The organism is Trichococcus sp. ES5, assembly GCF_900067165.1.
Classification (GTDB): domain Bacteria; phylum Bacillota; class Bacilli; order Lactobacillales; family Aerococcaceae; genus Trichococcus; species Trichococcus flocculiformis.
Map to the genome: position 1 here is coordinate 36311 of NZ_FJND01000006.1, position 22095 is coordinate 58405.

The 22095-nt window shown below is 49.2% G+C and carries 21 protein-coding genes and 1 riboswitch; of the genes, 18 read left to right on the top strand and 3 right to left on the bottom strand.

All coding sequences use genetic code 11. From position 1 onward, the window contains the following. Window positions 1-25: 25 nt before the first annotated feature. From TES5_RS06705 to TES5_RS06725, 5 genes are all read left to right on the top strand, one after another. Window positions 26-1771 carry a CE1 family esterase gene (locus TES5_RS06705; protein ID WP_143148198.1) on the top strand — a complete coding sequence of 582 codons (1746 nt, stop codon included), beginning with the start codon at window positions 26-28 and terminating at the stop codon, window positions 1769-1771. Window positions 1772-2025: 254 nt separating this feature from the next. Continuing rightward, window positions 2026-2226 carry a hypothetical protein gene (locus TES5_RS06710; protein WP_068561094.1) on the top strand — a complete coding sequence of 67 codons (201 nt, stop codon included), beginning with the start codon at window positions 2026-2028 and terminating at the stop codon, window positions 2224-2226. Between the two features lie 224 nt (window positions 2227-2450). Further along, window positions 2451-2651, top strand: coding sequence for a cold-shock protein (locus tag TES5_RS06715; RefSeq protein ID WP_068561095.1), 201 nt, complete (start codon window positions 2451-2453; stop codon window positions 2649-2651). Window positions 2652-2821: 170 nt separating this feature from the next. Next, the gene (locus TES5_RS06720; RefSeq protein WP_068561096.1) at window positions 2822-4030 is read left to right on the top strand and encodes an MFS transporter; all 1209 of its coding nucleotides are present in this window, start codon (window positions 2822-2824) and stop codon (window positions 4028-4030) included. Window positions 4031-4267: 237 nt separating this feature from the next. Further along, window positions 4268-4468 (top strand): cold-shock protein, encoded by a 201-nt coding sequence (locus TES5_RS06725; RefSeq protein WP_068561097.1) that lies wholly within the window; start codon window positions 4268-4270, stop codon window positions 4466-4468. Window positions 4469-4644: 176 nt separating this feature from the next. Here the strand turns inward: TES5_RS06725 and TES5_RS06730 are convergent, their stop codons facing one another. Together TES5_RS06730 and TES5_RS06735 are read right to left on the bottom strand one after the other, a co-directional pair. Further along, complete coding sequence (locus TES5_RS06730) at window positions 4645-5247, bottom strand: hypothetical protein (RefSeq protein ID WP_083546434.1); 603 nt, start codon at window positions 5245-5247, stop codon at window positions 4645-4647. 27 nt (window positions 5248-5274) lie between these two features. After that, window positions 5275-6279 carry an ornithine cyclodeaminase family protein gene (locus tag TES5_RS06735; RefSeq protein ID WP_068561098.1) on the bottom strand — a complete coding sequence of 335 codons (1005 nt, stop codon included), beginning with the start codon at window positions 6277-6279 and terminating at the stop codon, window positions 5275-5277. Window positions 6280-6482: 203 nt separating this feature from the next. On the opposite strand from TES5_RS06735, the gene TES5_RS06740 reads away from it, so the two are divergent. The 5 genes from TES5_RS06740 (at window position 6483) to scfB (ending at window position 11393) form a co-directional block, all read left to right on the top strand. Next, entirely contained in the window at window positions 6483-7334 is an 852-nt protein-coding gene (locus tag TES5_RS06740; RefSeq protein WP_068561099.1) for an SMP-30/gluconolactonase/LRE family protein, read from the top strand. A 100-nt stretch (window positions 7335-7434) separates the two neighbouring features. After that, on the top strand, window positions 7435-8001 hold the full coding sequence (locus TES5_RS06745; RefSeq protein WP_177187516.1) for an NADPH-dependent FMN reductase: 567 nt from the start codon (window positions 7435-7437) through the stop codon (window positions 7999-8001). Between the two features lie 121 nt (window positions 8002-8122). Then, a complete protein-coding gene (locus TES5_RS06750) occupies window positions 8123-9595 on the top strand; it encodes an aminotransferase class I/II-fold pyridoxal phosphate-dependent enzyme (RefSeq protein ID WP_178137789.1) in 1473 nt (490 codons plus the stop codon). Between the two features lie 170 nt (window positions 9596-9765). Next, a complete protein-coding gene (scfA, locus tag TES5_RS14920) occupies window positions 9766-9921 on the top strand; it encodes a six-cysteine ranthipeptide SCIFF (protein WP_072763719.1) in 156 nt (51 codons plus the stop codon). A gap of 41 nt (window positions 9922-9962) precedes the next feature. Then, entirely contained in the window at window positions 9963-11393 is a 1431-nt protein-coding gene (gene scfB / locus TES5_RS06755) for a thioether cross-link-forming SCIFF peptide maturase (RefSeq protein ID WP_232309304.1), read from the top strand. A 321-nt stretch (window positions 11394-11714) separates the two neighbouring features. Here scfB and TES5_RS06760 read toward each other — a convergent pair whose 3' ends face one another. Further along, complete coding sequence (locus tag TES5_RS06760) at window positions 11715-12881, bottom strand: aminotransferase class I/II-fold pyridoxal phosphate-dependent enzyme (RefSeq protein ID WP_068561101.1); 1167 nt, start codon at window positions 12879-12881, stop codon at window positions 11715-11717. Window positions 12882-13227: 346 nt separating this feature from the next. After that, a riboswitch (Lysine riboswitch) is annotated at window positions 13228-13373 on the top strand. A 158-nt stretch (window positions 13374-13531) separates the two neighbouring features. Here TES5_RS06760 and dapD point away from each other — a divergent pair. The 8 genes from dapD (at window position 13532) to TES5_RS06805 (ending at window position 22093) form a co-directional block, all read left to right on the top strand. Then, window positions 13532-14245 carry a 2,3,4,5-tetrahydropyridine-2,6-dicarboxylate N-acetyltransferase gene (gene dapD / locus TES5_RS06765; protein WP_068561102.1) on the top strand — a complete coding sequence of 238 codons (714 nt, stop codon included), beginning with the start codon at window positions 13532-13534 and terminating at the stop codon, window positions 14243-14245. A gap of 31 nt (window positions 14246-14276) precedes the next feature. Continuing rightward, window positions 14277-15419: a M20 metallopeptidase family protein gene (locus TES5_RS06770; protein WP_068561198.1), complete on the top strand. Its 1143-nt coding sequence runs from the start codon at window positions 14277-14279 to the stop codon at window positions 15417-15419. A gap of 339 nt (window positions 15420-15758) precedes the next feature. Beyond that, window positions 15759-16277, top strand: coding sequence for a hypothetical protein (locus TES5_RS06775; RefSeq protein WP_068561103.1), 519 nt, complete (start codon window positions 15759-15761; stop codon window positions 16275-16277). Between the two features lie 34 nt (window positions 16278-16311). Then, entirely contained in the window at window positions 16312-16842 is a 531-nt protein-coding gene (locus TES5_RS06780; RefSeq protein WP_068561199.1) for a DUF2179 domain-containing protein, read from the top strand. A gap of 39 nt (window positions 16843-16881) precedes the next feature. Continuing rightward, a complete protein-coding gene (locus TES5_RS06785; RefSeq protein WP_068561104.1) occupies window positions 16882-17829 on the top strand; it encodes an aldo/keto reductase in 948 nt (315 codons plus the stop codon). Window positions 17830-18178: 349 nt separating this feature from the next. Then, window positions 18179-19219, top strand: a complete 1041-nt coding sequence (locus TES5_RS06790) for a branched-chain amino acid aminotransferase (RefSeq protein ID WP_068561200.1) — start codon at window positions 18179-18181, stop codon at window positions 19217-19219. Window positions 19220-19779: 560 nt separating this feature from the next. Then, window positions 19780-20769 (top strand): YihY/virulence factor BrkB family protein, encoded by a 990-nt coding sequence (locus tag TES5_RS06800; RefSeq protein WP_068561106.1) that lies wholly within the window; start codon window positions 19780-19782, stop codon window positions 20767-20769. A 127-nt stretch (window positions 20770-20896) separates the two neighbouring features. After that, entirely contained in the window at window positions 20897-22093 is a 1197-nt protein-coding gene (locus TES5_RS06805) for an FtsW/RodA/SpoVE family cell cycle protein (RefSeq protein ID WP_068561107.1), read from the top strand. The last annotated feature ends 2 nt before the right edge of the window (window positions 22094-22095 follow it).

The following is a 22095-nucleotide window of genomic DNA, read 5'->3' on the forward strand; positions in this document are numbered from 1 at the left end:
ATTTCAAAATAATGGAGGCAAAATAATGAATATCAAAAAAATCGGTCAAGCGGCGATGATGCTAGCCTTGCTGAACCTGGCTGCCTGCGCAACGCCTTCCGAAACGGCGGAATCAGCCGTAAGTTCGTCGGAAACAGGCATCACCTTAGAAGCATCGGAAACGGATGAAGCGTCACAGCTGCAGTACTTTACATATGATGCCATGAAGGATGGTTTCACAAGCTCACGCTCGGATGTATTGACTCCGACTTTCTACATCTACGCAGGCCAAAAGACCGAAGAGGAAGCAGAAGAACTGTTGTCCGAAATCGGATTGTTGACGGATGTTCAGGAATGGGCAGGGCAAGCCTACGTAATCAATCCTCTGAATGAGGAGGGGTATCAAGCGGAGGATGCGGAAGCCTTCATCAAATTGTTGGCGAAAGCGCCCGTGAAGAACGTCAAAGTGATCGCGCTGGATGAAGGTGCGACCTTCGTCAACAACTTCCTGGCGCGGAAAAGCTATCCAATCGCAGGGATGATGCTGTACGGCGGGGATATCGAAGCGGACAGCGCTTCGACAACGCCTGTTCCTGTATACCTCAGCAATGCCGGAGAAGCAGTAACGGATTTCTACATCTCGGCCAATGCAGCCGATGGACAGCTGAAAGAGGACGATCTGGCCATTTACCAAAACCAGGATAATGAGTTCCAGCAAGTCGTCGTGAATGCGGAAGAAGAGACTGTGCAGGAAGCCTATGCCAATGCTTGGGAGCATGTCTTCTCGAAAAATTACCGGATGCATAACGAACTGACGGAATTTTACATGGCTGATGTCAGCAAATACACAGAGCCTTACCCGTTTGTTGGGGTTCCCGACTTTGAGGAACTTGGCATCACCTATAATCAGATGATAGCTGAGCCTGTCAACGGGGAGGGTGCGTATACCTGGTACGAATACATTCCTGAAGCAACAATGGGGCAGGATGAAAATACCGTGCCGTTGATCGTGACGCTCCACGGATTTGCGAACGATCCAAGACTGCAGGGTGATGCCAGCGGTTTGACCGAGTTGGCAGCGGAAGAAAATCTAATCGTCGTTTCCCCGGAATGGCAAGACAAAGAAGTGAATTTCGATGGCGTTGAAGGTTTGGGTGAAGAGGATGTCCTGAATCTGATCGAGGATCTGAAAGAAAAATATCCGCAGATAGACCCTTCGCGGATATACCTGACCGGATTGTCGGCAGGTGGATCCAAAGCTACCTTGATGGGCGTCAAATATCCGGGCATTTTCGCAGCTGTGGCAGCTGTCTCAGCACCGGGCGTTGATAAACAGGAACTAACCGCAATTGCGGAAACCTACGCTGGGCCTGAAGTGCCGTATCTTTACATCTGCGGCGATCACGATAATTTCCAGATGATCCCTGTGGACGGTTCCGGCCAATTCGGCACACCGGGCATTTTCCAAAATGACCCGAACGTCGACATGTTCCCGTTCATCCAAGCTTACCAAAAAATCAACAAGCTTGAGGCAGCGCCGCAGTACGACATGTCGTTGAACGAATTCTACGGTGTGGCGTTGGACAATCAGGAATGGACGACACTCGGCGAAAAACAGATGCTGACAGGTACGTTGTCGAATCAGAGCGGCGTCATGATGAAGTTGGCGGCCGTAAAAGATCTGGCGCATTGGAACTACAAACCGGAAGCGGCATTCATCTGGGACTTCTTCCAGGATTACCAGAGAAATACCGAGAACGGAGCACTGATCATCAACAGTCCGGAAAAATAACTGGCTGAAGTAATATCTTTTCTTATTTGAATAGAAAACCAAAGGGGGAACCCTTGAAGGGATTGGATTTATACCTTTTCTTTCAAGGTTTTTCTATATTAGAATAACAGTCATCGATTATATTGCTGCTTCTTGCATAAAATTCTGTATATATTTTGAAAATAAGGGTATAATGAAAGCGTTACCTGACCAATGTGGAAAAACATTACCTCGTTCGATCGTTCAGGCTAACAACGACATAGGAGGCGGTTGCGATGACAATGAAGAAATTCCAAGTGGAGCTACCCGAAGATATGCTTGAAAAAATGAGAAAAGGGTATGCCGCAAAAAGAAAACAGGGCGGCTACGAAGTGAAAAATATCAGCGATGAAGAGCTGGCTGAATATTTCATGAGTATGGGCTTAAATTATGTCGACAGAAAAATATCCGAAATCCTTGATAAAGAAAAAAAATAAAGAAAACAAGAGAAGCAATCCTTTGCGGGATCGCTTCTCTTTATTTTATTTTATTCAAAGTCACAATATTATAGTAGGTAGGGCTTGCACAATCCAAAAATACATGGTACAATGACTTTAACATTTTGTGAAGCGCAGAAAAGAATTGTTTCAAAACATTCCGATTCGTAACGTTAGCAACAATGTATCATAAAGTGCAAGACGCACGAGGAGGATTTTCAATTATGGAACAAGGTACAGTAAAATGGTTTAACGCAGAAAAAGGTTTTGGTTTTATCGAACGCGAAAACGGAGACGATGTATTCGTACATTTCTCAGCTATCCAATCTGAAGGTTTCAAATCTTTAGAAGAAGGCCAAGCAGTAACTTTCAGCGTAGAAGAAGGTAACCGTGGACCTCAAGCAACTAACGTTGTTAAAGCTTAATTCAAATTAAACTTTTAGGAATCTGATCTTCGGATCAGGTTCTTTTTTTTGCATTTGTTCGATGGGTACAGAGCCTTATCCGGTTATGAAGATTTATGATATGATTGCAGTAAGCGCATATAGGAATTATTGTTACGTGCAAAAATATGATTGAGGAGTGTGTTTGAGGATTGGCAAAAGAAACATTTTATTCCAGATTGGACAAACAAGAGAGGTACATCTTGCTTTGTTGCTTCTTTGTATTTGCGGTGAATGGCTTATACGGAATGATTTTGGGCTCAATGCTACCGTTGATAAGTGATGAGTATGGCCTAAGTAATACCGTAAGTGGCACGTTACTGTCCGCCCATTCACTTGGGAATCTCACTGCCGGATTTCTGGCGGGGATTCTTCCTGTCTATCTAGGCAGAAAAAAAGCAATCATCTTTCTGTGCAGTTTCGTCGTGGTGGGCTTTGCCATCATGATAATGACCGGAAATCCAGTCCTGTTGATATTGGGCTTCCTGTTTACCGGCATCAGCCGGGGAAGTATCTCCAATTTCAACAATAGTGTAGTCAACGAGGTGTCGGACAGCAGTCCTGCTGCCCTGAGTTTTTTGCACAGTATCTTCGCAGTAGGGGCATTGAGCGCACCTTTTTTGGTCATTTTTTCAACGCGATTGTTCGGACTTTCGGGCTGGAAGGTTGCTGCGGGCATTATCATTGTCTTGGCCCTCGTGTCTATGGTCCTTTTTTCGAGAATGAAACTCAGCGATAGTGCGGTGAAAAATAAGAATGCGACCTCCTATACTTTTTTGAAATTGAAAAGCTTTTGGGTCGGGGCAGGCATTCTCTTCTTTTATCTGTGTGCGGAAGCGTGCATCAACGGGTGGATGGTCAAATATTTTGTGGATTCAAATCTGATGACGACGGAATACGCGCAAGTCCTGGCTTCGCTCCTTTGGGTGGCGATGCTGGCCGGCAGACTGCTTACAGCCTTCTACGGTGACTTCTTTAAGAAGGGAACCCTTTTGCTGTTGACTTGTTCCGGGACGACAGTTTTCTATTTGTTGCTGCTGTCCACAACAAATGTCCGTTTGATAACATTTGCGATTTTTGGTGTAGGTTTCTCGATGGCCGGCATTTATCCGACGATCATCGCCGCTGTCGGGAAAACCTTGCAGACCTATCCCATGGCTTTGGGCACTTTGTTGGTCATTGGTGGTTTGGGTTCCATCATCATGCCGATGGTCACAGGGGCTTTATCCGATGCATTCGGGATTTTTGCCGGTATGAGCGCCGTCATCGTAGCTATTTTATTCTTGCTGGGCTTTGCCGGTAGCTATATCTTGGAGGAAATAAAATCAGAAAAGAGACCTGAAGAAGCAAAAGAGATTTGACTGGAAGTGGATTCACGAAAAAAATAGAGAAACAGCCTGTCAGTTGTGGCTTTTATCAATAAAGTTGTCGTTTTTCAGATTGTTTGCCATTTCGATTTGCATTATTGAATAAAGCATGATACAATGAATTTAACATTTTGTTGGGTTAGAGAAAAGAATTGCATTACGAAAATTCCGATCCGTAGCGTTAGCAACAATGTATGATAAAGTGCAATAGCACGAGGAGGATTTTCAATTATGGAACAAGGTACAGTAAAATGGTTTAACGCAGACAAAGGTTTTGGCTTCATCGAACGCGAAAGCGGAGACGATGTATTCGTACATTTCTCAGCTATCCAATCTGAAGGTTTCAAATCTTTAGAAGAAGGCCAAGCAGTAACTTTCAGCGTAGAAGAAGGTAACCGTGGACCTCAAGCAACAAACGTAAACAAAGCTTAATTCAAAATTAAACTTATAGGAACCTAGTCTTCGGATTAGGTTCTTTTTTTGGCATCAAATGGATCAATCTTCCTCCGAGGAAACAAATCTTCTCTTGAGAAGCGGATCGAAATATAGACAAATAAGCCTCTGGAAGCCGAAGCAGCATCGGATTCCTGAGGCTTTTGCTATTTTTTTCAGTATTTCTTCTTGGGATGGCGGTCGACGACTTCCGGATATTTTGCCAGGATCGCTTCGCCTGCCGGAGTGATGCGGTAGCCCCTCAGTGGGAATTGGGAGGCGAGCTGATCTTCGCTCAATTCCTGTTTAGCGAGCTTCATCAATTCCGGCTTCTTCATCTTAGAATACCCGGTTACTGCGTAATGTTTCAGGATGGCTTTCAGGCCGGCTGCGTTCAGGTGGTCCAGCGAATCGGTCGCTGACTGTTCCACCGCATAGCCTTTTTCGATCACTTCATCCAAAGCTTGACGGCCATTGATACCGTAATTGTATTCGAAATATTTCGGATAAACGCTCTCGTTCGTGAAGGTGCCAAACTGAATGCGCCACAACAAGATCAGGTGTCCAGGTAGGATATCTTCTTCAAAACGGATTATATTGCGTTTTGGGACAAGCTGTTCTGACCCGATCCGGACGGCACTGAGCCAACCTTCCTTGTCGCGTTTTTCGGAGATGTAAGGCACTTCCGGATAATCCTGATAGAGCAAGAAAATATCCTGCACCGCTTGATCCTGCAAGTTCAAGTGGCTGTTTTGTTTTTCGATGTTGTTGGTATTCATAAAAATCCCTCCTACTCGTTCCTGTTTTTATGCTTCAAAATCAAAGGCGTAACCCATTCCTTTTTCGAGTGCTCTTCGGTAAACTTCTCCGGCGATCGCAACATCCATCGCTCCGGTGCCGATCGGGATGCAGAGGGTGATGCCCTGTGAAAGATCGCCTGCATCTTTCTTTCCGACCGCTAATTCGCCCAACGTCGCAAAAATATTATTTTCGGATAATTTTCCTTCACCTGTCAGTTTTTTTAAAGCACCGCGATGGAGAGCTTGGTCCACATGGTCAACGATGATCTTGTCCGCCTTCAGGATGAGTTCATCCTCGATTTCCTGGAAAGATCCCAACGGAAAAATGATGGTGCTTTGTTTGATCCACTCTGCTTTGATGAGGGGAGTCTGCGCTGAGGTGACGGTGATGAGGACCTCAGCCTGACTGGCTTCTTGGGGGTCCTCGACGACCCGGATGGCGCCTTTGACGTGTTCCTGCATATTTTCGGCAAATGCTTCCGCGGTGCTGCGTCTGTGGTTCCAGACGGTCAATTCGGTGATGTCGAACAGATCCGCGATTGCCCGGATGTTGGTGCTCGCTTGCATCCCTGCTCCGTAAAGGCCGATCGTGACGGTCGGTTTCTTAAGCAAATACCGCAATGCGTTTGCGGTCTGGGCTCCGGTGCGCATATTGGTGATATAAGCGCCTTCAAGTGCAGCGGTGAAAGTACCGAGATGCGGATTGATCAGCAAAATCATCCCTGTGATATAAGGCAGTCCGGCAGTTTTGCGTTCGCCTAAAAATCCGCCGACCCATTTCAGGCCGGCGATATCCTGCGAGCCGATGTAGGCCGGCATTGCGTTCATGAATCCTTCGTAAGGCGGATAACCGCCAGTTTCGCCCAGATCCAGCGTCAATTTTGTCGGGTTGATGACCGTACCGTCGCCGAGTCCTTGGAAAGTCTGATGCACGAGATTGTTGAAATCTGCAATATCCAATAATTCCTTGATGGTGCTCTGATTGATCAAAAGCGTATTGCGTTCTTCCATGGCCATTCTCCTTTAAACGAGATGTGTACAAAAGTATCTTTCCATTTGGACAGTCACATAAAGTATAGCATTTTTCGGAGCAGAACAAAAAATCGCAAGCACCGGATATCAAAAACTATCCATAAAATCATATCAATTGGAAAGCATTTTTTATTGGTATATACTGTGTGTAAGCATGACACAGGAATATGAGGTGAAGAAATATGGAAAAGAAATCCGAAAAGGCTAAGGTGAGAAAACCGGAACTGGTTTTCTATGCTGGATCGACATTGTTGGAAGGACCGCACTGGGATGCGCAGAACAATCTGATTTATTGTGTTTCCATCGAAGACAACATGATCTACGCCATCGATCCTGAAACTGGGGAGGTGGGGACCTACTTAACTGAGGGGCCAGTCGGATGCGCCGTTCTCGATCAGAAGGGCATGATTCTGGAGGCTGAAAAAAGCGGTATTTTCCGGATCGATCCGCGGACGAAAGAAAAGCAACTAGTGGCAAAGGCACACGACGATGAACGGATGCGCTACAACGACGGGAAGCTGGACCCGAAAGGCCGTCTGCTTGTCGGGACGATGGGCTATGACGATACCTATGAAGGGGAAGCCGCTTTATACGCCATCGAAAAGGACGGTACGGTCCGAACAGTTTTGGATGGCCTCACTTTAGCCAACGGGATGGGCTGGTCACCGGATGGAAAGACGCTGTATTTCATTGACACGCCGACCAAAAAAGTGGGCAGCTATGCTTATGATCCTGAAACAGGTGAAGCGATATTTGAAAAATATGTGATTGAAATTACTGATGGTAGCAATCCGGACGGCATGTGTGTGGACCTGGAAGGTATGATCTGGGTGGCGCAATACGGCGGCGAAAAAGTCTGCAGGTGGGACCCGGAGAGCGGCGGAAAGCTTGAGGAAATCCGGATGCCGGTTAAGAATGTGACGTCCTGCTGTCTGGGTGGGGAAAATTTGGAGTATCTGTATATAACGACCGCAAAGGATGGCGAAACGCAAGAGCCGTTGGCTGGCGGATTGTTCCGCGTGAAGTTGTCTTAGAAGAGGCTTCTCTGGTAAATCAAATCATTGGAAAAGGTAGTTTTGTTTCACTATAATAAGAGTGTGAAGCAATTCAAAAATAAGAGAGGCGATGATTTTTATGGTGAAGAAGATCGGATTCTTGGTTGGCAGTCTGCGCGAAGAGGCCTACAGCAAAAAAGTGGCCTTGGCGTTTGCGGAACTGTTCCCGGACGGGTATGAAACTGAGTTGATGGAAATTGGCCATTTACCTTTGTATAATCAGGATTTCGACGATGTGGCGGGCATGCTTCCTGATGCATACACCCCGTTCCGTGAAGAAATCAAAAGCTATGATGCCTTTGTGCTTGTGACCCCTGAATACAATCGTTCCTATCCGGCGGCTTTGAAGAATGCCTTGGATGTCGGTTCGCGGCCTTATGGTGCCAACCTTTGGGACGGTAAGCCGGTCGCGGTCATCAGCCAATCCCCGGGTGCGCTAGGGGCATTCGGTGCAAATCATCACTTAAGGCAAGTGCTTGTTTTCCTTAATATGGTGCCTTTGCAGCAGCCGGAAGCCTATATCGGAAATGTCCACAAATTGTTGAACGAAGACGGTTCCGTTAAGGAAGAAACGACGAAAGAATATTTCCAATCAATTGTGGATGCTTTTGTCCAATTGATCGAAAGCACAGAACAACCGAAATAGTAAACGCTGGAAATACCCGTCCTCACGAAAAAGCGTGAGGATGGGTATTTTGTTTGTCTCGGTTCTTTTTTCCTCTGCTATAATGAAGGCAGACAACTATCACCCAGAAAAGGAAAAACAAATGGATAAACATACAAATAAACCTTCTTTGTCGGACAGACTGAAAGCACATGCGGCATCCAACAGCATTCCGATGCACATGCCGGGGCATAAGCGGAACACCGCTCTGCTTGGCACAGATCTGCCTTACAGCATCGACATTTCGGAAATAGACGGATTCGACAATCTGCACGGCGCGAGCGGCATCCTCAATGAATATATGGAAGAAATCGCAGACTTCTACGGCACCGAGCGCTCATTCTACCTCGTGAACGGCAGTACCTGCGGAATCTTGGCGGGAATCCGCGCCGCGATGAAACGAGGTGGCAAGATTGCCATCGCCCGGAATTGCCACAAGTCAGTCTACCATGCGATCGAGCTTTTTGGATTGGAAGCCGTCTATCTGATGCCTGAGATGGACGAAGCGTTTGGAATCTATGGTGGTATTGCGACTGCGAGCATCGCAGATACGCTAAAAACGCATCCGGATACGCAGTTGGTCGTATTGACTTCGCCGACGTACGAAGGCGTTGTCAGTGATATCGCGGCGATTGCGGAAATCTGCCATGCATACGGCATCCCATTGTTGGTCGATGAGGCGCACGGCTCGCATTTCAATCACTCGGAACATTTTCCGTCCAGCGCGACCGCACTGGGCGCTGACATCGTAATTCAGAGTCTGCATAAGACGTTGCCATCGTTGACCATGACGTCTTTGGCCCATCTTACTGGCGACCTGATCAGACCGGAAGAAGTGGCACGGCAACTCGCCATCTTCGAAAGCAGTTCACCGTCCTATGTATTGATGGCTTCGATCGACCGCTGTTTCCGCTTGCTGCGGGACGAGGGAGAGCAGCTATTCGAAAACTACAATCAAAGGTTAGCCGGCTTCTCGGAAAAAATGGAACAGCTACAGCATCTCAAGGTGCTTTGCCACGGGAACGATAGGTCGGCGCTGCACCCAACCTTTTTCGCCTTCGACAAAGGCAAAATTTTGATTTCGACGCAAGGAACCGGATTGACCGGACAGAAACTTTCCGAAATGTTGCGGAGCGAATACCATATTGAAATGGAGATGGCTTACGGCGATCATGCGTTGGCGATGACCAGCGTCTGCGATACTGACGTCGCTATGGATGCTTTGGCCGATGCGCTATTGGCCATCGACGGCACGCTCGACTCTAAGTCTGGCGAGCACACTCTGTACAACGGAACGTTGCTATTCTCCTTACCCGATAAGCAATGCGAAATCTGGCAGGCCTTGGAATCGGAAAAAGTAGATTGCCCGATTGAAAACGCGATAGGGCAAACAGCAGCCGAATACGTCTGGGCTTATCCGCCCGGAATTCCTTTGCTGGTGCCTGGAGAAGGGATCAGCAATGGGTTTATCCGCCAAGTCCATACGCTTTTGGAAAAGGGAACAAAGGTCTACAGCGATGCCGATGGGCTTCCGGAAAATATCCAAATTATGCATCACGAAAGCCTTGCTCACTAACTTGCATTTTGATAGTTATTGGATGAATCACGATAGCGATAAAAACGGTCACTATGCTGATAGGACGGTAGATTGACGGGCTAACAATTTGTTGGTAAAATTAATCACAAAGGGAGCGTTTTTCTGTCAAGCAATATGCTTCCTTAACCTGTTTCAGAGGAGATGTCGTTATGAAAAGAATCGTGACATTAAGCACCCGCAACCTGAAGGATACTGCCAAACACGGCGGCTGCGGCGCATGCCAAACATCTTGCCAATCCGCATGCAAAACTTCTTGCGGAATCGCCAACCAAAGCTGTGTGAACCCTAGACAAACAGCGAAGTAAAAAAGAGTCCGCCCGATTGATTCCAGTTGGGCGGCAATTTTATGGACAAAAAGGAGTTTGAAACCGAAATGATTCATCAATATAAACTGAATGGATACAATATCGTAATGGATACCTACAGCGGTGCTGTGCATGTCGTGGACGACCTTGCCTTCGACATCATCGCACTCTACGAAGCAACGCCGGTCGAAGAGATTGTGACGATGATGCTGGAACAATATGCGAACGACCCTGAAATCAATGAACAGGAAATCCGTGATACGCTGTCGGATGTCGAAGAATTGAAGGCAAACGGGGAATTGTTCACGGAAGACTTGTACCAAGATCTTTCCATCGACTTGAAGAACCGCCAAACGTTCGTGAAGGCTCTTTGCCTGAACGTGGCACATACTTGCAACCTGACATGCGATTACTGTTTCGCGAGCCAAGGCAAGTACAATGGTGACCGGGCGATCATGAAATTCGAAGTCGGCAAGCAAGCGATCGATTTCCTGCTTGAGAATTCCGGATTCCACCGCAACCTGGACGTCGACTTCTTCGGCGGCGAGCCGTTGATGGCGTGGCGCGTCGTCAAGCAAATCGTCGAATACGCGCGCAGCAAGGAAGGGGAGTCCGGAAAGACTTTCCGTTTCACTTTCACGACAAACGGGATGCTTTTGAACGACGAAATCAATGAGTTCCTGAACAAAGAAATGTACAACGTCGTTTTGAGCTTGGACGGACGCAAGGAAATCCATGACCGTCTGCGCCGTACTGTTAACGGAAAAGGCAGCTACGACTACATCTTGCCGAAATTCCAGAAATTCGTGGAAGGGCGCGGCGATAAGGAATACTACGTCCGCGGCACTTACACAGGCAATAACGTCGATTTCACAAATGACATTTTCCACGTTGCTAATCTCGGATTCGACAAATTGTCGATGGAACCTGTCATCTGCGATCCTTCCGAACCTTACGCGTTGACGGAGGAACATCTTCCGGCACTGTACAGACAGTATGAAATACTGGCTGAGGAAATGCTGAAACGTGGCGAAGAGGGCAACGATTTCACTTTTTACCACTATATGCTGGACCTTTCCGAAGGCCCTTGCATCCAGAAACGCATCTCCGGCTGCGGATCAGGAACGGAATATATGGCTGTCACGCCTTGGGGCGAATTGTTCCCTTGCCACCAATTTGTGGGTGATGAAGAATTCAGCTTGGGCAATATCTGGGATGGCGTGACCAAACCGGAACTGCAGTGCCAATTCAAGGAAGTAAACTGCTATTCCAAACCGGAATGCCAGGATTGCTGGGCTAAATTGTACTGCAGCGGCGGTTGTCCTGCAAACTCCCTGCATGCGACCGGTTCTTTGAAAGGCAATTATGAATTCAGTTGCGATCTGTTCCGCAAACGCGTGGAATGCTCGATGATGGTGAAGGTCGCGGAATCGATCCGCGAAATGGAAGCCGAAGCGATGGCTGCTGAGTAAGAAATAACGAGATAATACGATAGAAGTGCGCGCTGGTTAGTTACCGGTGCGTGCTTCTTTTTGTTGTTGGGATGGGTGGGCGGCTGCTCCTCCGGCTAAGGCAGTCTTAGCAGGAGGACAGAAAATAATGTGACCCCCATCTCCGGGGAAGCCACCCTCCCCGGAGGAGAAAGCCAAATGTCGGCCGCAACTGCGGCGAGGCCGGCTCTCGCCGGAGCAAACCAAAAAAATGCGGGCCGGATCTCCGGCCAACAATTAAAACCCCAAACCCAACACAAAAACCGCACAATCGGGCGATTGTGCGGTTCAACATTTATTCCCTTATTTCTTGTTCAATTCTTCCAGGAAGGCAACGATCCTTCGGCAGCCTTCGATGACGTTCTCATCGCTGGCGGCGTAGCTCATGCGGAAATAGCCGACTCCTGATTCGCCGAAAGCCGATCCAGGGATGACGCCGACGCCGGCTTTACGCGCGAGGTCGATGCAGAAGTTCCAATCATCGTCGCCGTATTGCTCGGGAATGCGCGGGAACAGGTAGAAGGCACCATCCGGATTGTTCATCTTCAGACCAGCAGCAGTCAGACCTTCCAACAGGATGTCCCGGCGTTTGCGGTAGGCGGCTTTCATCGTGGCTGTCACTTCATCGCCGTTGCGGAAGGCCACGCCAGCCGCCATTTGTGCAGGCGTGGAACCGCATGTGACCAGACTTTGGTGATATTTCAAAATTTCGCGGATCAAGTCTGCTTTGGCAGCGACAAAGCCGACGCGCCAGCCGGTCATCGCATAGCTTTTCGAAGTGCCATTGATCACGATCGACTGCTCAGGGATAAACTCGGCAATGGATGTATGACCACCGTCGTAGGTCAGTTCGCTGTAGATCTCATCGCTTAGCACGAAAACATCATATTTCCTGATGACCGCGGCCAATGCTTCGACTTCTTCTTTTGTGTAAGTCGCGCCGGTCGGATTGTTGGGATAGGTCAGCACGATCATCTTCGTTTCCGGATTCGCATCCAACGTAGTCGTCAGGTCCTCCGGTGTGATCAGGAAGCCGGTCTCCGAAGTGTCGATCTTGACGCTGTGCCCGCCCGCCAAATGCGTAACGTATTCATACTGCGGAAAAGCCGGCGATTGGATGATCACCTTATCGCCCGGGTTCATCAGCGCGAACATCGAGGCGGTGATCGCTTCCGTTGCGCCGACCGTCAGGACGATGTCGTTCTCCGGGTTGTAGTGCAAGCCGTATTTCCGCTCCATGAATTTTGCGATTTCCTTGCGGGTCTCGAGAACACCGGCAGAAGGGGCATAGTGCGTTTGATTCTGGTTCAAGGCCTCTGTGGCGGCAGCCTTGATGAAATCCGGCGTATCGAAATCAGGTTCTCCCATCGTGAAACGGATCAGGTCCTTCACATCACTGATGGCGGCGTCGAAGTTACGGATGGGCGATCCTTTCAGTTGCTTGACAAAACGATTCGTTTCTCTACTCATAATTTATTGTCTCCTCCGGATGAAATATCCTTGATCTGATGTATAGCCGAACATACGCCAACCGACTGCTGACGTCCAAACTCATGAAAATAACATAACACGATTGCAGGCGTATTTCTATGCAAAGTTGCACACGCTGGGATGAAAAATTAGAAAACCGCGAGTTTGATGAGCGTTTTCACATAGGGAAGGCCGATCCTTCCCGTTACTTTCCGATCCGGAGTCCCGTCCATATCCAAATAAGTGCCTCCGAAACACCCAAAGGACAAGCGGAAACAAGCTTATTCCTCCGAGCGGTTGACAGGCCTGCCGGATAAGTGTACGATTAGAAAAATAAATGAATCGCCAAGCAAAAAGAGGTCGCGGCTGGTCAAGAGTACCGCAAGGGAAAGGGACGGTCGCCGAAGCATGCGAATGCTGGACCCAGGTTGAACAAATGTGGGGCTGTTCCATTGTCGTTGCCCGATGACAAAGGATTGCGCTTTAGCTTGGTTGGGCGAATGCAGGTCTCCGTAGCCGTAAGCACTCGCTTACCGCTATTTTTTTTGCATTTCAGGAACAAACGGTCGTCCGCCGCATAGGGCAAAAATAGGCTGGCATGCTATAATAGGCATGTTGGAACAGAAAAAATGATCGGGAGGAAACATAAAATGAGCGAACTATTATTGACAGATGCTTATGAAATCGCGGCTTACATCAAAGCTGCCGAAAAGCAAACACCCATAAAACTTTATATCAAGGGGGATTTTGAAAATCCTGCCTACGAAGGCTTGAAATTCTTCGGAAGCGGAGACAGCTATACCGTCTTCGGCGACGCTTCAGCGATTTATCCTTTCTTGGAAGCAAACAAAGACAAGATCAAGGATCAAGTCATGGAATACGACAGACGCAATTCTGCGATTCCGCTGTTGGACACTACCAAAATTGATGCACGCATCGAGCCTGGCTCATTCATCCGTGATCATGTAACAATCGGCAAGAGCGCTGTCATCATGATGGGTGCGGTCATCAACATCGGCGCAGTCATCGGCGAAGGCACAATGATCGACATGGGCGCAGTAGTCGGCGCACGCGGCACGATCGGCAAAAACTGCCACATCGGAGCAGGTGCAGTGGTTGCAGGCGTTCTTGAGCCACCATCGAAATCACCAGTCATCATCGAAGACGGCGTTTTGGTCGGCGCGAATGCTGTCATCATCGAAGGCGTGCACATCGGCGAAGGCGCTGTTGTCGCAGCTGGCGCAATCGTATTGGAAGACGTACCGGCTAATGCGGTAGTTGCGGGATCCCCTGCAAAAATCGTGAAGATGAAGGACGAAAAGACAAGTGAAAAAACGCAATTGTTGGCTGATTTAAGAGACTAATAACTACACGCGGAGGGACCAGGTGAACAGCATGCAGATTGCAGAATTATACGATACGGTGAAGATGATTCGAAGGGAGCTCCACCAGATTCCGGAGATCGGCTTCGATCTGCCGTTGACTTCGGAATACGTCCGCCAGAAGCTGGTGTCGTTCGGTTACGAACCGATCAGCACCGCCGAAACGGGCTGGGTAGCAGTTCTGGAGGGTAAGTCCCCGGCAGCAGTTGCCTTTCGTGCGGACATGGACGCCCTTGAGGTAACCGAGGAAACTGGAGCGGATTTCGCTTCCCTTCACCCTGGTAAAATGCATGCGTGCGGACACGATGGGCATATGGCCCTGTTGTTGGGTTTCGCGAAATACCTGAAGTCCCTGCCGATGCTGGAAAAATCACTCGTTTTGGTCTTCCAGCCCGCTGAGGAAGGGCCTGGCGGTGCGAAATGGATCATGGATTCCGGGATCCTGCAGGAGTTGCAGGTCGAAAAAATCTACGGTTACCACCTGTATCCGAGCCTGCCGGAAGGTATTCTCGGCTTGGCCAAGGGTCCGTTGATGGCGCGCAACGGCGAATTCGACATCACGCTTGAAGGCGTCAGCTCGCATGCCGGGCAGCCGCACTTCGGCAAGGATGCCTTGATCGCCGCCGCGCAGATCCTGCTTTCGGTCCAGAACATTCTGGCCCGCGATCTCGATCCGCTGCAACCAGCTGTCGTGAACATCGGTACGCTGCTTGCCGGGGAAGCCCGCAATATCGTGGCCGGAAAGGCTGAATTGACAGGGACGATCCGGAGTTACGACAAGGCGGTCTATGCTTCCATCAAGGAACGCCTTGCCGACATCTGCGCCGGCGTCGAACGTATGACTGGCGTCAGCTGTAAGCTGGATATCCGCGATTTCTATCCGGAAGTCACGAACGATGCCGAAATGATCGGTACGTTGATGGATGCTTTGCCGGCCGATGCTTACGAAGTCATCAAACCATTGATGCTGGCCGAGGACTTCGCTTTCTACCAAGAAAGTATCCGCGGCGCCTTCATCCTGCTCGGTACCGGCCGTCCCGACATGGGCTGGACACATCCGCTCCACAGCAGCCGCTTCAACTTCGACGAGAAGGTGTTGCTGAAAGGGATCGCATGTTACGACCTGATCCTGGAAAAGGAAAGGCTGAAGGGCTGAAAGCCAACAGCAAATCACCGAACACATAATATAAGGGAAAAAGCACCCCGGTGAGGGTGCTTTTTGCTTTCAGGGTGGATGATGATTGCCGTCCTCCGGCGAGGGGGTTCGCCGGAGCAGCGGGTCATCATACTCATCATGCATCGCCGTCCTACGATGAAGGTTTTCTTCACCGGAGTTCCGGACGGCAACACTATCTTTCCGCCCTGATGAACTGCTGCAATATTGCGCCACATCCAATAAAATTGTAAAGGTTCGATTAAGTTGATGGATCGCAAAAGCAATTTCTCCGCAAAAAAGGTACAATAGAAACATATACTGTATGAAAGAAGGGGAATTATGCAAAAGAAGAGATTATCCGCATTTCTTTTAGGATCAACCGCGTGGCTGCTTGTCGCTTGCCAAAATCCGGCAACAGACACATCAGCTACCGAGAAGGCGACAAGCACCTCACAAGTTCAATCCGATACACAAGCAGCCAGCGAAGCGAGCGATCAAGCAGCTTCCAGAGCAAGCATTTCGGAAAAATCCGAGAGTGTCCAGACTCAAACACCATCGGCAAGCAGCCTTACTGCAGATTCCGCAACTAGCGTTGGCACTGACCAAACCGCTGAGCAGGCTACGCTGATCACTGAAGCAAAACAGACAATCACGCAATTGACAGGTTATGTCGAAAGCGAAGTGTACTTGTTCATTGTCGAATCAGTCGAGGGGAATGAAGCCACCATCAACGTCCGCGAAAATGGGGCCGAAGTGTCCAGTTCCGTCGGTTTTTACCGCTATAACGGCGAAACCGGGGAATTGTTGGAAATGGATATCGTCACCGGCGAATACGTCCGCCATCCTGCACAATACTGATGGACCGAACGGTAGAGAATAATAAGGAGTGATGGTGATTTTCGATTTAGGATTATTGGCAAAAATATTTGCAATCAATTTGAGTTATGTGACGCTGAATACGATCCGCTTCATGCTGACGATGAAGGGTTACCGCATCTTGGCTCCGCTCTTGAGCATGGTGGAGATCGTCATATATGTATTGGGTCTGTCGATGGTCATGAACAGTCTAGACAATCCGCTCAACCTGGCGGCCTATGCACTCGGCTATGGCGCCGGCATCGGTATCGGCATCAAAATCGAGGATTGGCTCGCACTCGGTTATACGATGATTACGGTCATGACACAAGATGTAGGCAGTACGATGCCGAATCAACTGCGCGATCTCGGCTACGGGGTTTCCAGCTACCGAGCCAACGGAAGAGACGGCGAGCGCCTTGTGCTCGAAATCCTGCTGACGCGTAAGGCCGAACGCCACCTGCAAAATAAAGTGTTGGAAATCGATCCGAAAGCTTTCATGGTATCATACGATCCCAAATACATCCATGGAGGTTTCTGGTCCAAGCGCGTCCACCTCGGCAAATAATGAATAAAAAAATGAATGGACAAGGAAAGGGGAAACGACATGACAGAACTTGTGAAATTGGGAAGAACCGACCTGCTGATCCATCCGATCGGGCTGGGTGCGAACAAAATCGCCGCAGCCAATCCGGAAACGAACACCGAATACGGCGGTGACGTGCTTTTGAGCGCGATCAATAAAGGGCTTAACTTCATCGATACGGCGTTTATGTATGGAATGGGCACTTCCGAAACGATCATCGGCAAGACATTGAAGGAACACAACCTGCGCAATAACGTGGTCATCGCCACAAAAGGTGCACACGAGGTGACTGAAGCGGGAATGGTCCTGAACAACAATCCGGGTTTTCTGACGGAGCAGGTCGAAAACAGTCTGAGACGTCTGCAGACCGATCATATCGATCTTTACTACATCCATTTTCCGGATGAAGCGACACCCAAAGCCGAAGCTGTCGGCGCGCTGCAGCGATTGAAGGAACAAGGAAAGATCCGTGCCATCGGCGTCTCCAATTTCAATCTAGAGCAGCTGAAGGAAGGCAATGCCAACGGCTACATCGACGTTGTCCAGGATGAATACAACCTCCTGAACCAGTCGGCCGAAGAAAATCTATTTCCTTACTGCCGCGAACAGGGCATCTCCTTTATCCCGTACTTCCCGTTCGCATCCGGGCTATTGGCCGGCAAGTACACGGAAACTTCGGTTCTGTCGGAGAAACAACAGCAGCGTCCGCAGTTCCAAGGTGATACTTATCTGGATATCCTGAAACGCGTGGATCTGATTCGGCCGCTCGCTGTGAAGCACCACACTGGTCTGCAGAATATCGTTCTGGCCTATTATTTGACCAAAGACGTCGTCGACGCCGTCATTCCTGGCGCGCGCAACCGGCAGCAAGTGCTTGAGAATCTCGAAGCCGCTGAAGTCCGTCTGGATGCAGCGGACATTGCTTTGATCCAGCAGGCGTTCCCGGCATCATACCGCTTGCCGAAATGATTTTTTGTTCATCAAAAAGCTTACATTACAAAATGATGAAAAAAGCATTTGACATTCATTAGTTTCAGGCATAGAATTACATCATAATCTAACAAACAAAAGGGGGAGAATGAGAATGGATGCGACTTGCGGAATGTGCACACTACAGAACAAAAAGAGAGCGTTGTTCTCATTCGATGCCCTAGTCATTCTAGAAGTGATTTAGCCCAGGATTCTTACTTATTACAAGTAGAGTCCTCTTTCCGTTTCATTGGGCTCTCATAAAGAATGAGCCTAATCACATAGGCTCATTCTTTTTTTCAGTATGACAGGTAAATAATAGAGATATGGAGTGGTTTGGATGACAGAAATGACACAGACAGAAGAACAAAAAGCGTTGAACATCGATTGGAAAAATCTAGGATTCAGTTACATCAAGACGGATTACCGCTTCATTTCTTATTGGAAAGACGGCAAATGGGACGACGGCGAAATGACGACCGACAACAAAGTCCACATCAGCGAAGGCTCTCCGGTACTGCACTACGGCCAATCCTGCTTCGAGGGGATGAAGGCGTACCGCACAAAAGATGGCAGCATTAACCTGTTCCGCCCTGAAGAAAACGCCAAGCGGATGATCAACAGCTGCCAACGACTGTTGATGCCAGAGTTTCCGGTTGAAAAATTTGTCGAAGCGGCTAAAGCGGTCGTAAAGGCGAATGAGAAATGGGTTCCGCCGTACAACACAGGCAGCACACTTTATCTGCGTCCATACCTGATGGGAGTCGGCGACAACATCGGCGTCAGCCCGGCGACCGAATACATCTTCTCCATCTTCGCGATGCCGGTAGGCCCTTACTTCAAAGGCGGCTTGACGCCTACGAACTTCATCGTGTCCGACTACGACCGCGCCGCACCGCATGGTACGGGTGCAGCGAAAGTCGGCGGTAACTACGCAAGCAGCTTGCTGCCCGGTAAAGAAGCGCATGATCGCAATTTCAGCGACTGCATCTATCTTGATCCGGCAACGCACACGAAAATCGAAGAAGTAGGCTCCGCAAACTTCTTCGGCATCACGAAGGACAACCGCTTTGTGACACCGAAATCACCCTCAATCTTACCGAGCATCACCAAGTACTCTTTGTTGTACTTGGCCGAGCACCACTTGGGCATGCAAGTCGAAGAAGGCGATGTCTACATCGACAAGTTGGATGAATTCAGTGAAGCCGGGGCTTGCGGTACCGCGGCTGTCATCTCACCAATCGGCGGCATCCAGCATGGGGACAATTTCCATGTCTTCTATTCGGAAACGGAAGTCGGACCGGTGACGCGCAAATTGTATGAAGAACTGACCGGCATCCAATTTGGAGACATCGAAGCGCCGGAAGGTTGGATTGTGAAAGTGGACTGATCCGATTGAACGAAATGCAGCTCTCCCAAAGCTTTTATGCTGGCGGAGGGCTGTTTTTTTGGTTCTGGCTGCCGGAACAGGTCGTCAGCTCCGGCAAGGGAGCGCTAGCCGGAGAACAGCGTGCGTGTCAGCGACCAACTCCGGCGAGCGAATGTTGGCCGGAGGACAGGCGTTATCCGGGGGCCGACCTCCGGCGAAGCCGAGCCAACCGGAGGTGACATTTTATCGGGATATTCATCTCCGGCAAGGGCCGCCATCGCCGGCGGAAAACGCTAGCGCCGGTGAGCGGGTCGCTCCGCGGAGAACAGCATGCGTGCTGGCGACCAGCTTCGGCGAGCGAATGATGGCCGGAGGAGAGTCGTTATCCGGGGGCCGACCTCCGGCGAAGCCGAGCAGGCCGGAGGTGACATTTTATCGGGATCTTCATCTCCGGCAAGGGCCGCCTTCGCCGGCGCTGACGGAGCAACTAGGGTGAATCGAACAATCAATGCTTTTCGGTGGCATTCCTAGCTGCTTTTGTCTATGATTAAGCTATAGATCTTGGCGGGAGGAAAAAGCAAATGAACGCATTAAGAAAATACATCAAGAATCCAAAAATTCGCCAAATCATGGTCCTTTTCCAGCAACATTGGGGCCGGATGGAAATCGGGCGACAGTCGGCTGAGATGGCGTACTATGTTTTGTTGGCGCTGCTTCCTACACTGTTGTTGCTGGGGAACATCATCCCGTTATTACCGTTGCCGCGGGAGCAGGTACTCTCCTACGTGGAGATGGCCCTACCGCTTGAAGTCAGCAATACACTCACCCCGATACTGGAACAATACTTGAACAGTGGCAGCAGTGGGGTCGTTTCATTCGGACTAGTGCTGTCGATCTGGACGGCGTCGAAAGCATTCAATGTCTTCCAGAACGTTTTGAATCAAGTGTACAACACGAAGATGCGGAAAAATTTCATCGTCCACAGAATCTTTTCGTTCGTGATCGCCTTTCTGCTTGTCGCCATGATTGCGTTTGTCGCTTTCCTGTTCATGTTCGGCAGGTATATCCGGGATTTCTTCGAAGAGTTTTTGTCCATCCAGTTGGACTTCATCACAGCCTTCGAAAATTTTCGCTGGATCGTTGCCTTTTTGATCATCGCCATTATCATGACAGTCATTTATTACGTGGTGCCGAATGTGCGCTGGTCATTTAAATATTCGCTACCGGGTGCAGCGTTCGCAACGATCGGCTTCCTCTTGATTTCGCAGCTGTTCTCCTTGTATGTCGGTGTCGCCGGCAATCAGGCCAGCGGTAACAGTGCGATCGGGGTCGTGATCACGTTGCTGTTGTGGTTGTATCTGATGGGAACGGTGCTGATTCTTGGTGGCTTCTTGAATGTGATGCTGTACCATTACTTCCAGCCGTTGCCGGTCGCGCTGAAGGAAGAGAGCCGCTACTTAATCCGTTATTCGAAGAACGCATTGGCGCTGAGTGTCAACGAGCAATCTCTGAAACGGCGTCTGATCCGTAAAAAACTGCGTATCCAAACGAACAAACAGGCAGACATATGATCGAATCCAGAAAGACAGGGCAAAGAGGTTTAGGTTTTTTTAAACCTCGGCGCCTTTTTTTTTGCGCGAAGTTTCTATATAATGAAAGGATAGCACGCCTATTGTTTTTGAAAGAAAGGATTTAATCATGCGAAATCAACAAACTACGCAGAATGCGGATGTTTCGAAGATCGATTACGGCATTATCCTGTCCGTATTCCTTCTGGCCATCATCAGCGTCCTGACGATTTATTCAACGACCGTCCTGCAGACGGATGGTGACATCAGTACGACCATCATGCAGATCGTCTGGTATGGTATCGGCATCATCGCCGCCGCCATCGTGATGCATTTCGATTCTGAACAACTTTGGAAAGTTGCCCCGATCGCATATGGGGCCGGCATCCTGCTTCTGTTCCTGGTCCTGATCTTCTATGACCGCAATACTTACTATCTCCAAGGGGCAAAAAGTTGGTTCCGCTTCGGTGGGGTCACTTTTCAGCCGTCCGAAGTCGTGAAAGTTGCGCTCATCATCATGTTGGCGCGGGTCATCACCGAGCACAATATGCAGATTGATGACCGGACCGAAAAGACCGACATGAACCTGCTGCTGAAGATCGCCATGTGGTCGGCGCCGCCGCTCCTTTTGGTCATCCTGCAGAACGACCTCGGTACAACACTCGTTTTTCTGGCGATCATCATCGGCATGACGTTCCTTTCCGGGGTTTCCTGGAAAATTTTGCTGCCTGTATTCGGGACGATCGGTGCCATCGGATCGCTGCTTATCTACTTAGTCGTCTACAACCGCGAAGTGCTCCTGAATTTCGGTTTCCAGAATTACCAATTCGCCCGGATCGATTCCTGGCTCGACCCGTTTGGTGACAGTACCGGGGACGCCTATCAATTGGCGCAAAGCATGAAAGCGATCGGATCAGGCAAACTGTTCGGCAAAGGCCTCGGCGTTTCCGAAGTCTACGTGCCGGTGCGCGTCTCCGATATGATCTTTTCCACTATCGGCGAGAATTTCGGTTTCATCGGCGGTTGTTTTCTCATTTTTATCTATTTTCTGCTGATTTACCAAATGATCCGCATCTGTTTTGACACGAAAAATGAATTTTATGCCTACATGGCGACAGGCGTCATCATGATGATCCTGTTCCACGTATTGGAAAATATTGGCATGACGATCGGGTTGTTGCCGATCACCGGTATACCGTTGCCGTTCATCTCGCAAGGTGGCTCGGCTCTCCTCGGCAATATGCTGGGGATCGGACTGGTCATGTCCATGCGCTACCATTACCGCAGCTACATGTTCTCGGAAGAGGACGAACATTTCGGAATCTGAAT

Coding starts and splice junctions, on each gene's coding strand:
- TES5_RS06705 (WP_143148198.1), top strand. CDS start 26: ATGAATATCAAAAAAATCGGTCAAGCGGCGATGATGCTAGCCTTGCTG.
- TES5_RS06710 (WP_068561094.1), top strand. CDS start 2,026: ATGACAATGAAGAAATTCCAAGTGGAGCTACCCGAAGATATGCTTGAA.
- TES5_RS06715 (WP_068561095.1), top strand. CDS start 2,451: ATGGAACAAGGTACAGTAAAATGGTTTAACGCAGAAAAAGGTTTTGGT.
- TES5_RS06725 (WP_068561097.1), top strand. CDS start 4,268: ATGGAACAAGGTACAGTAAAATGGTTTAACGCAGACAAAGGTTTTGGC.
- TES5_RS06730 (WP_083546434.1), bottom strand. CDS start 5,247: ATGAATACCAACAACATCGAAAAACAAAACAGCCACTTGAACTTGCAG.
- TES5_RS06735 (WP_068561098.1), bottom strand. CDS start 6,279: ATGGAAGAACGCAATACGCTTTTGATCAATCAGAGCACCATCAAGGAA.
- TES5_RS06740 (WP_068561099.1), top strand. CDS start 6,483: ATGGAAAAGAAATCCGAAAAGGCTAAGGTGAGAAAACCGGAACTGGTT.
- TES5_RS06745 (WP_177187516.1), top strand. CDS start 7,435: ATGGTGAAGAAGATCGGATTCTTGGTTGGCAGTCTGCGCGAAGAGGCC.
- TES5_RS06750 (WP_178137789.1), top strand. CDS start 8,123: ATGGATAAACATACAAATAAACCTTCTTTGTCGGACAGACTGAAAGCA.
- scfA (WP_072763719.1), top strand. CDS start 9,766: ATGAAAAGAATCGTGACATTAAGCACCCGCAACCTGAAGGATACTGCC.
- scfB (WP_232309304.1), top strand. CDS start 9,963: ATGGACAAAAAGGAGTTTGAAACCGAAATGATTCATCAATATAAACTG.
- TES5_RS06760 (WP_068561101.1), bottom strand. CDS start 12,881: ATGAGTAGAGAAACGAATCGTTTTGTCAAGCAACTGAAAGGATCGCCC.
- dapD (WP_068561102.1), top strand. CDS start 13,532: ATGAGCGAACTATTATTGACAGATGCTTATGAAATCGCGGCTTACATC.
- TES5_RS06770 (WP_068561198.1), top strand. CDS start 14,277: ATGCAGATTGCAGAATTATACGATACGGTGAAGATGATTCGAAGGGAG.
- TES5_RS06775 (WP_068561103.1), top strand. CDS start 15,759: ATGCAAAAGAAGAGATTATCCGCATTTCTTTTAGGATCAACCGCGTGG.
- TES5_RS06785 (WP_068561104.1), top strand. CDS start 16,882: ATGACAGAACTTGTGAAATTGGGAAGAACCGACCTGCTGATCCATCCG.
- TES5_RS06790 (WP_068561200.1), top strand. CDS start 18,179: ATGACACAGACAGAAGAACAAAAAGCGTTGAACATCGATTGGAAAAAT.
- TES5_RS06800 (WP_068561106.1), top strand. CDS start 19,780: ATGAACGCATTAAGAAAATACATCAAGAATCCAAAAATTCGCCAAATC.
- TES5_RS06805 (WP_068561107.1), top strand. CDS start 20,897: ATGCGAAATCAACAAACTACGCAGAATGCGGATGTTTCGAAGATCGAT.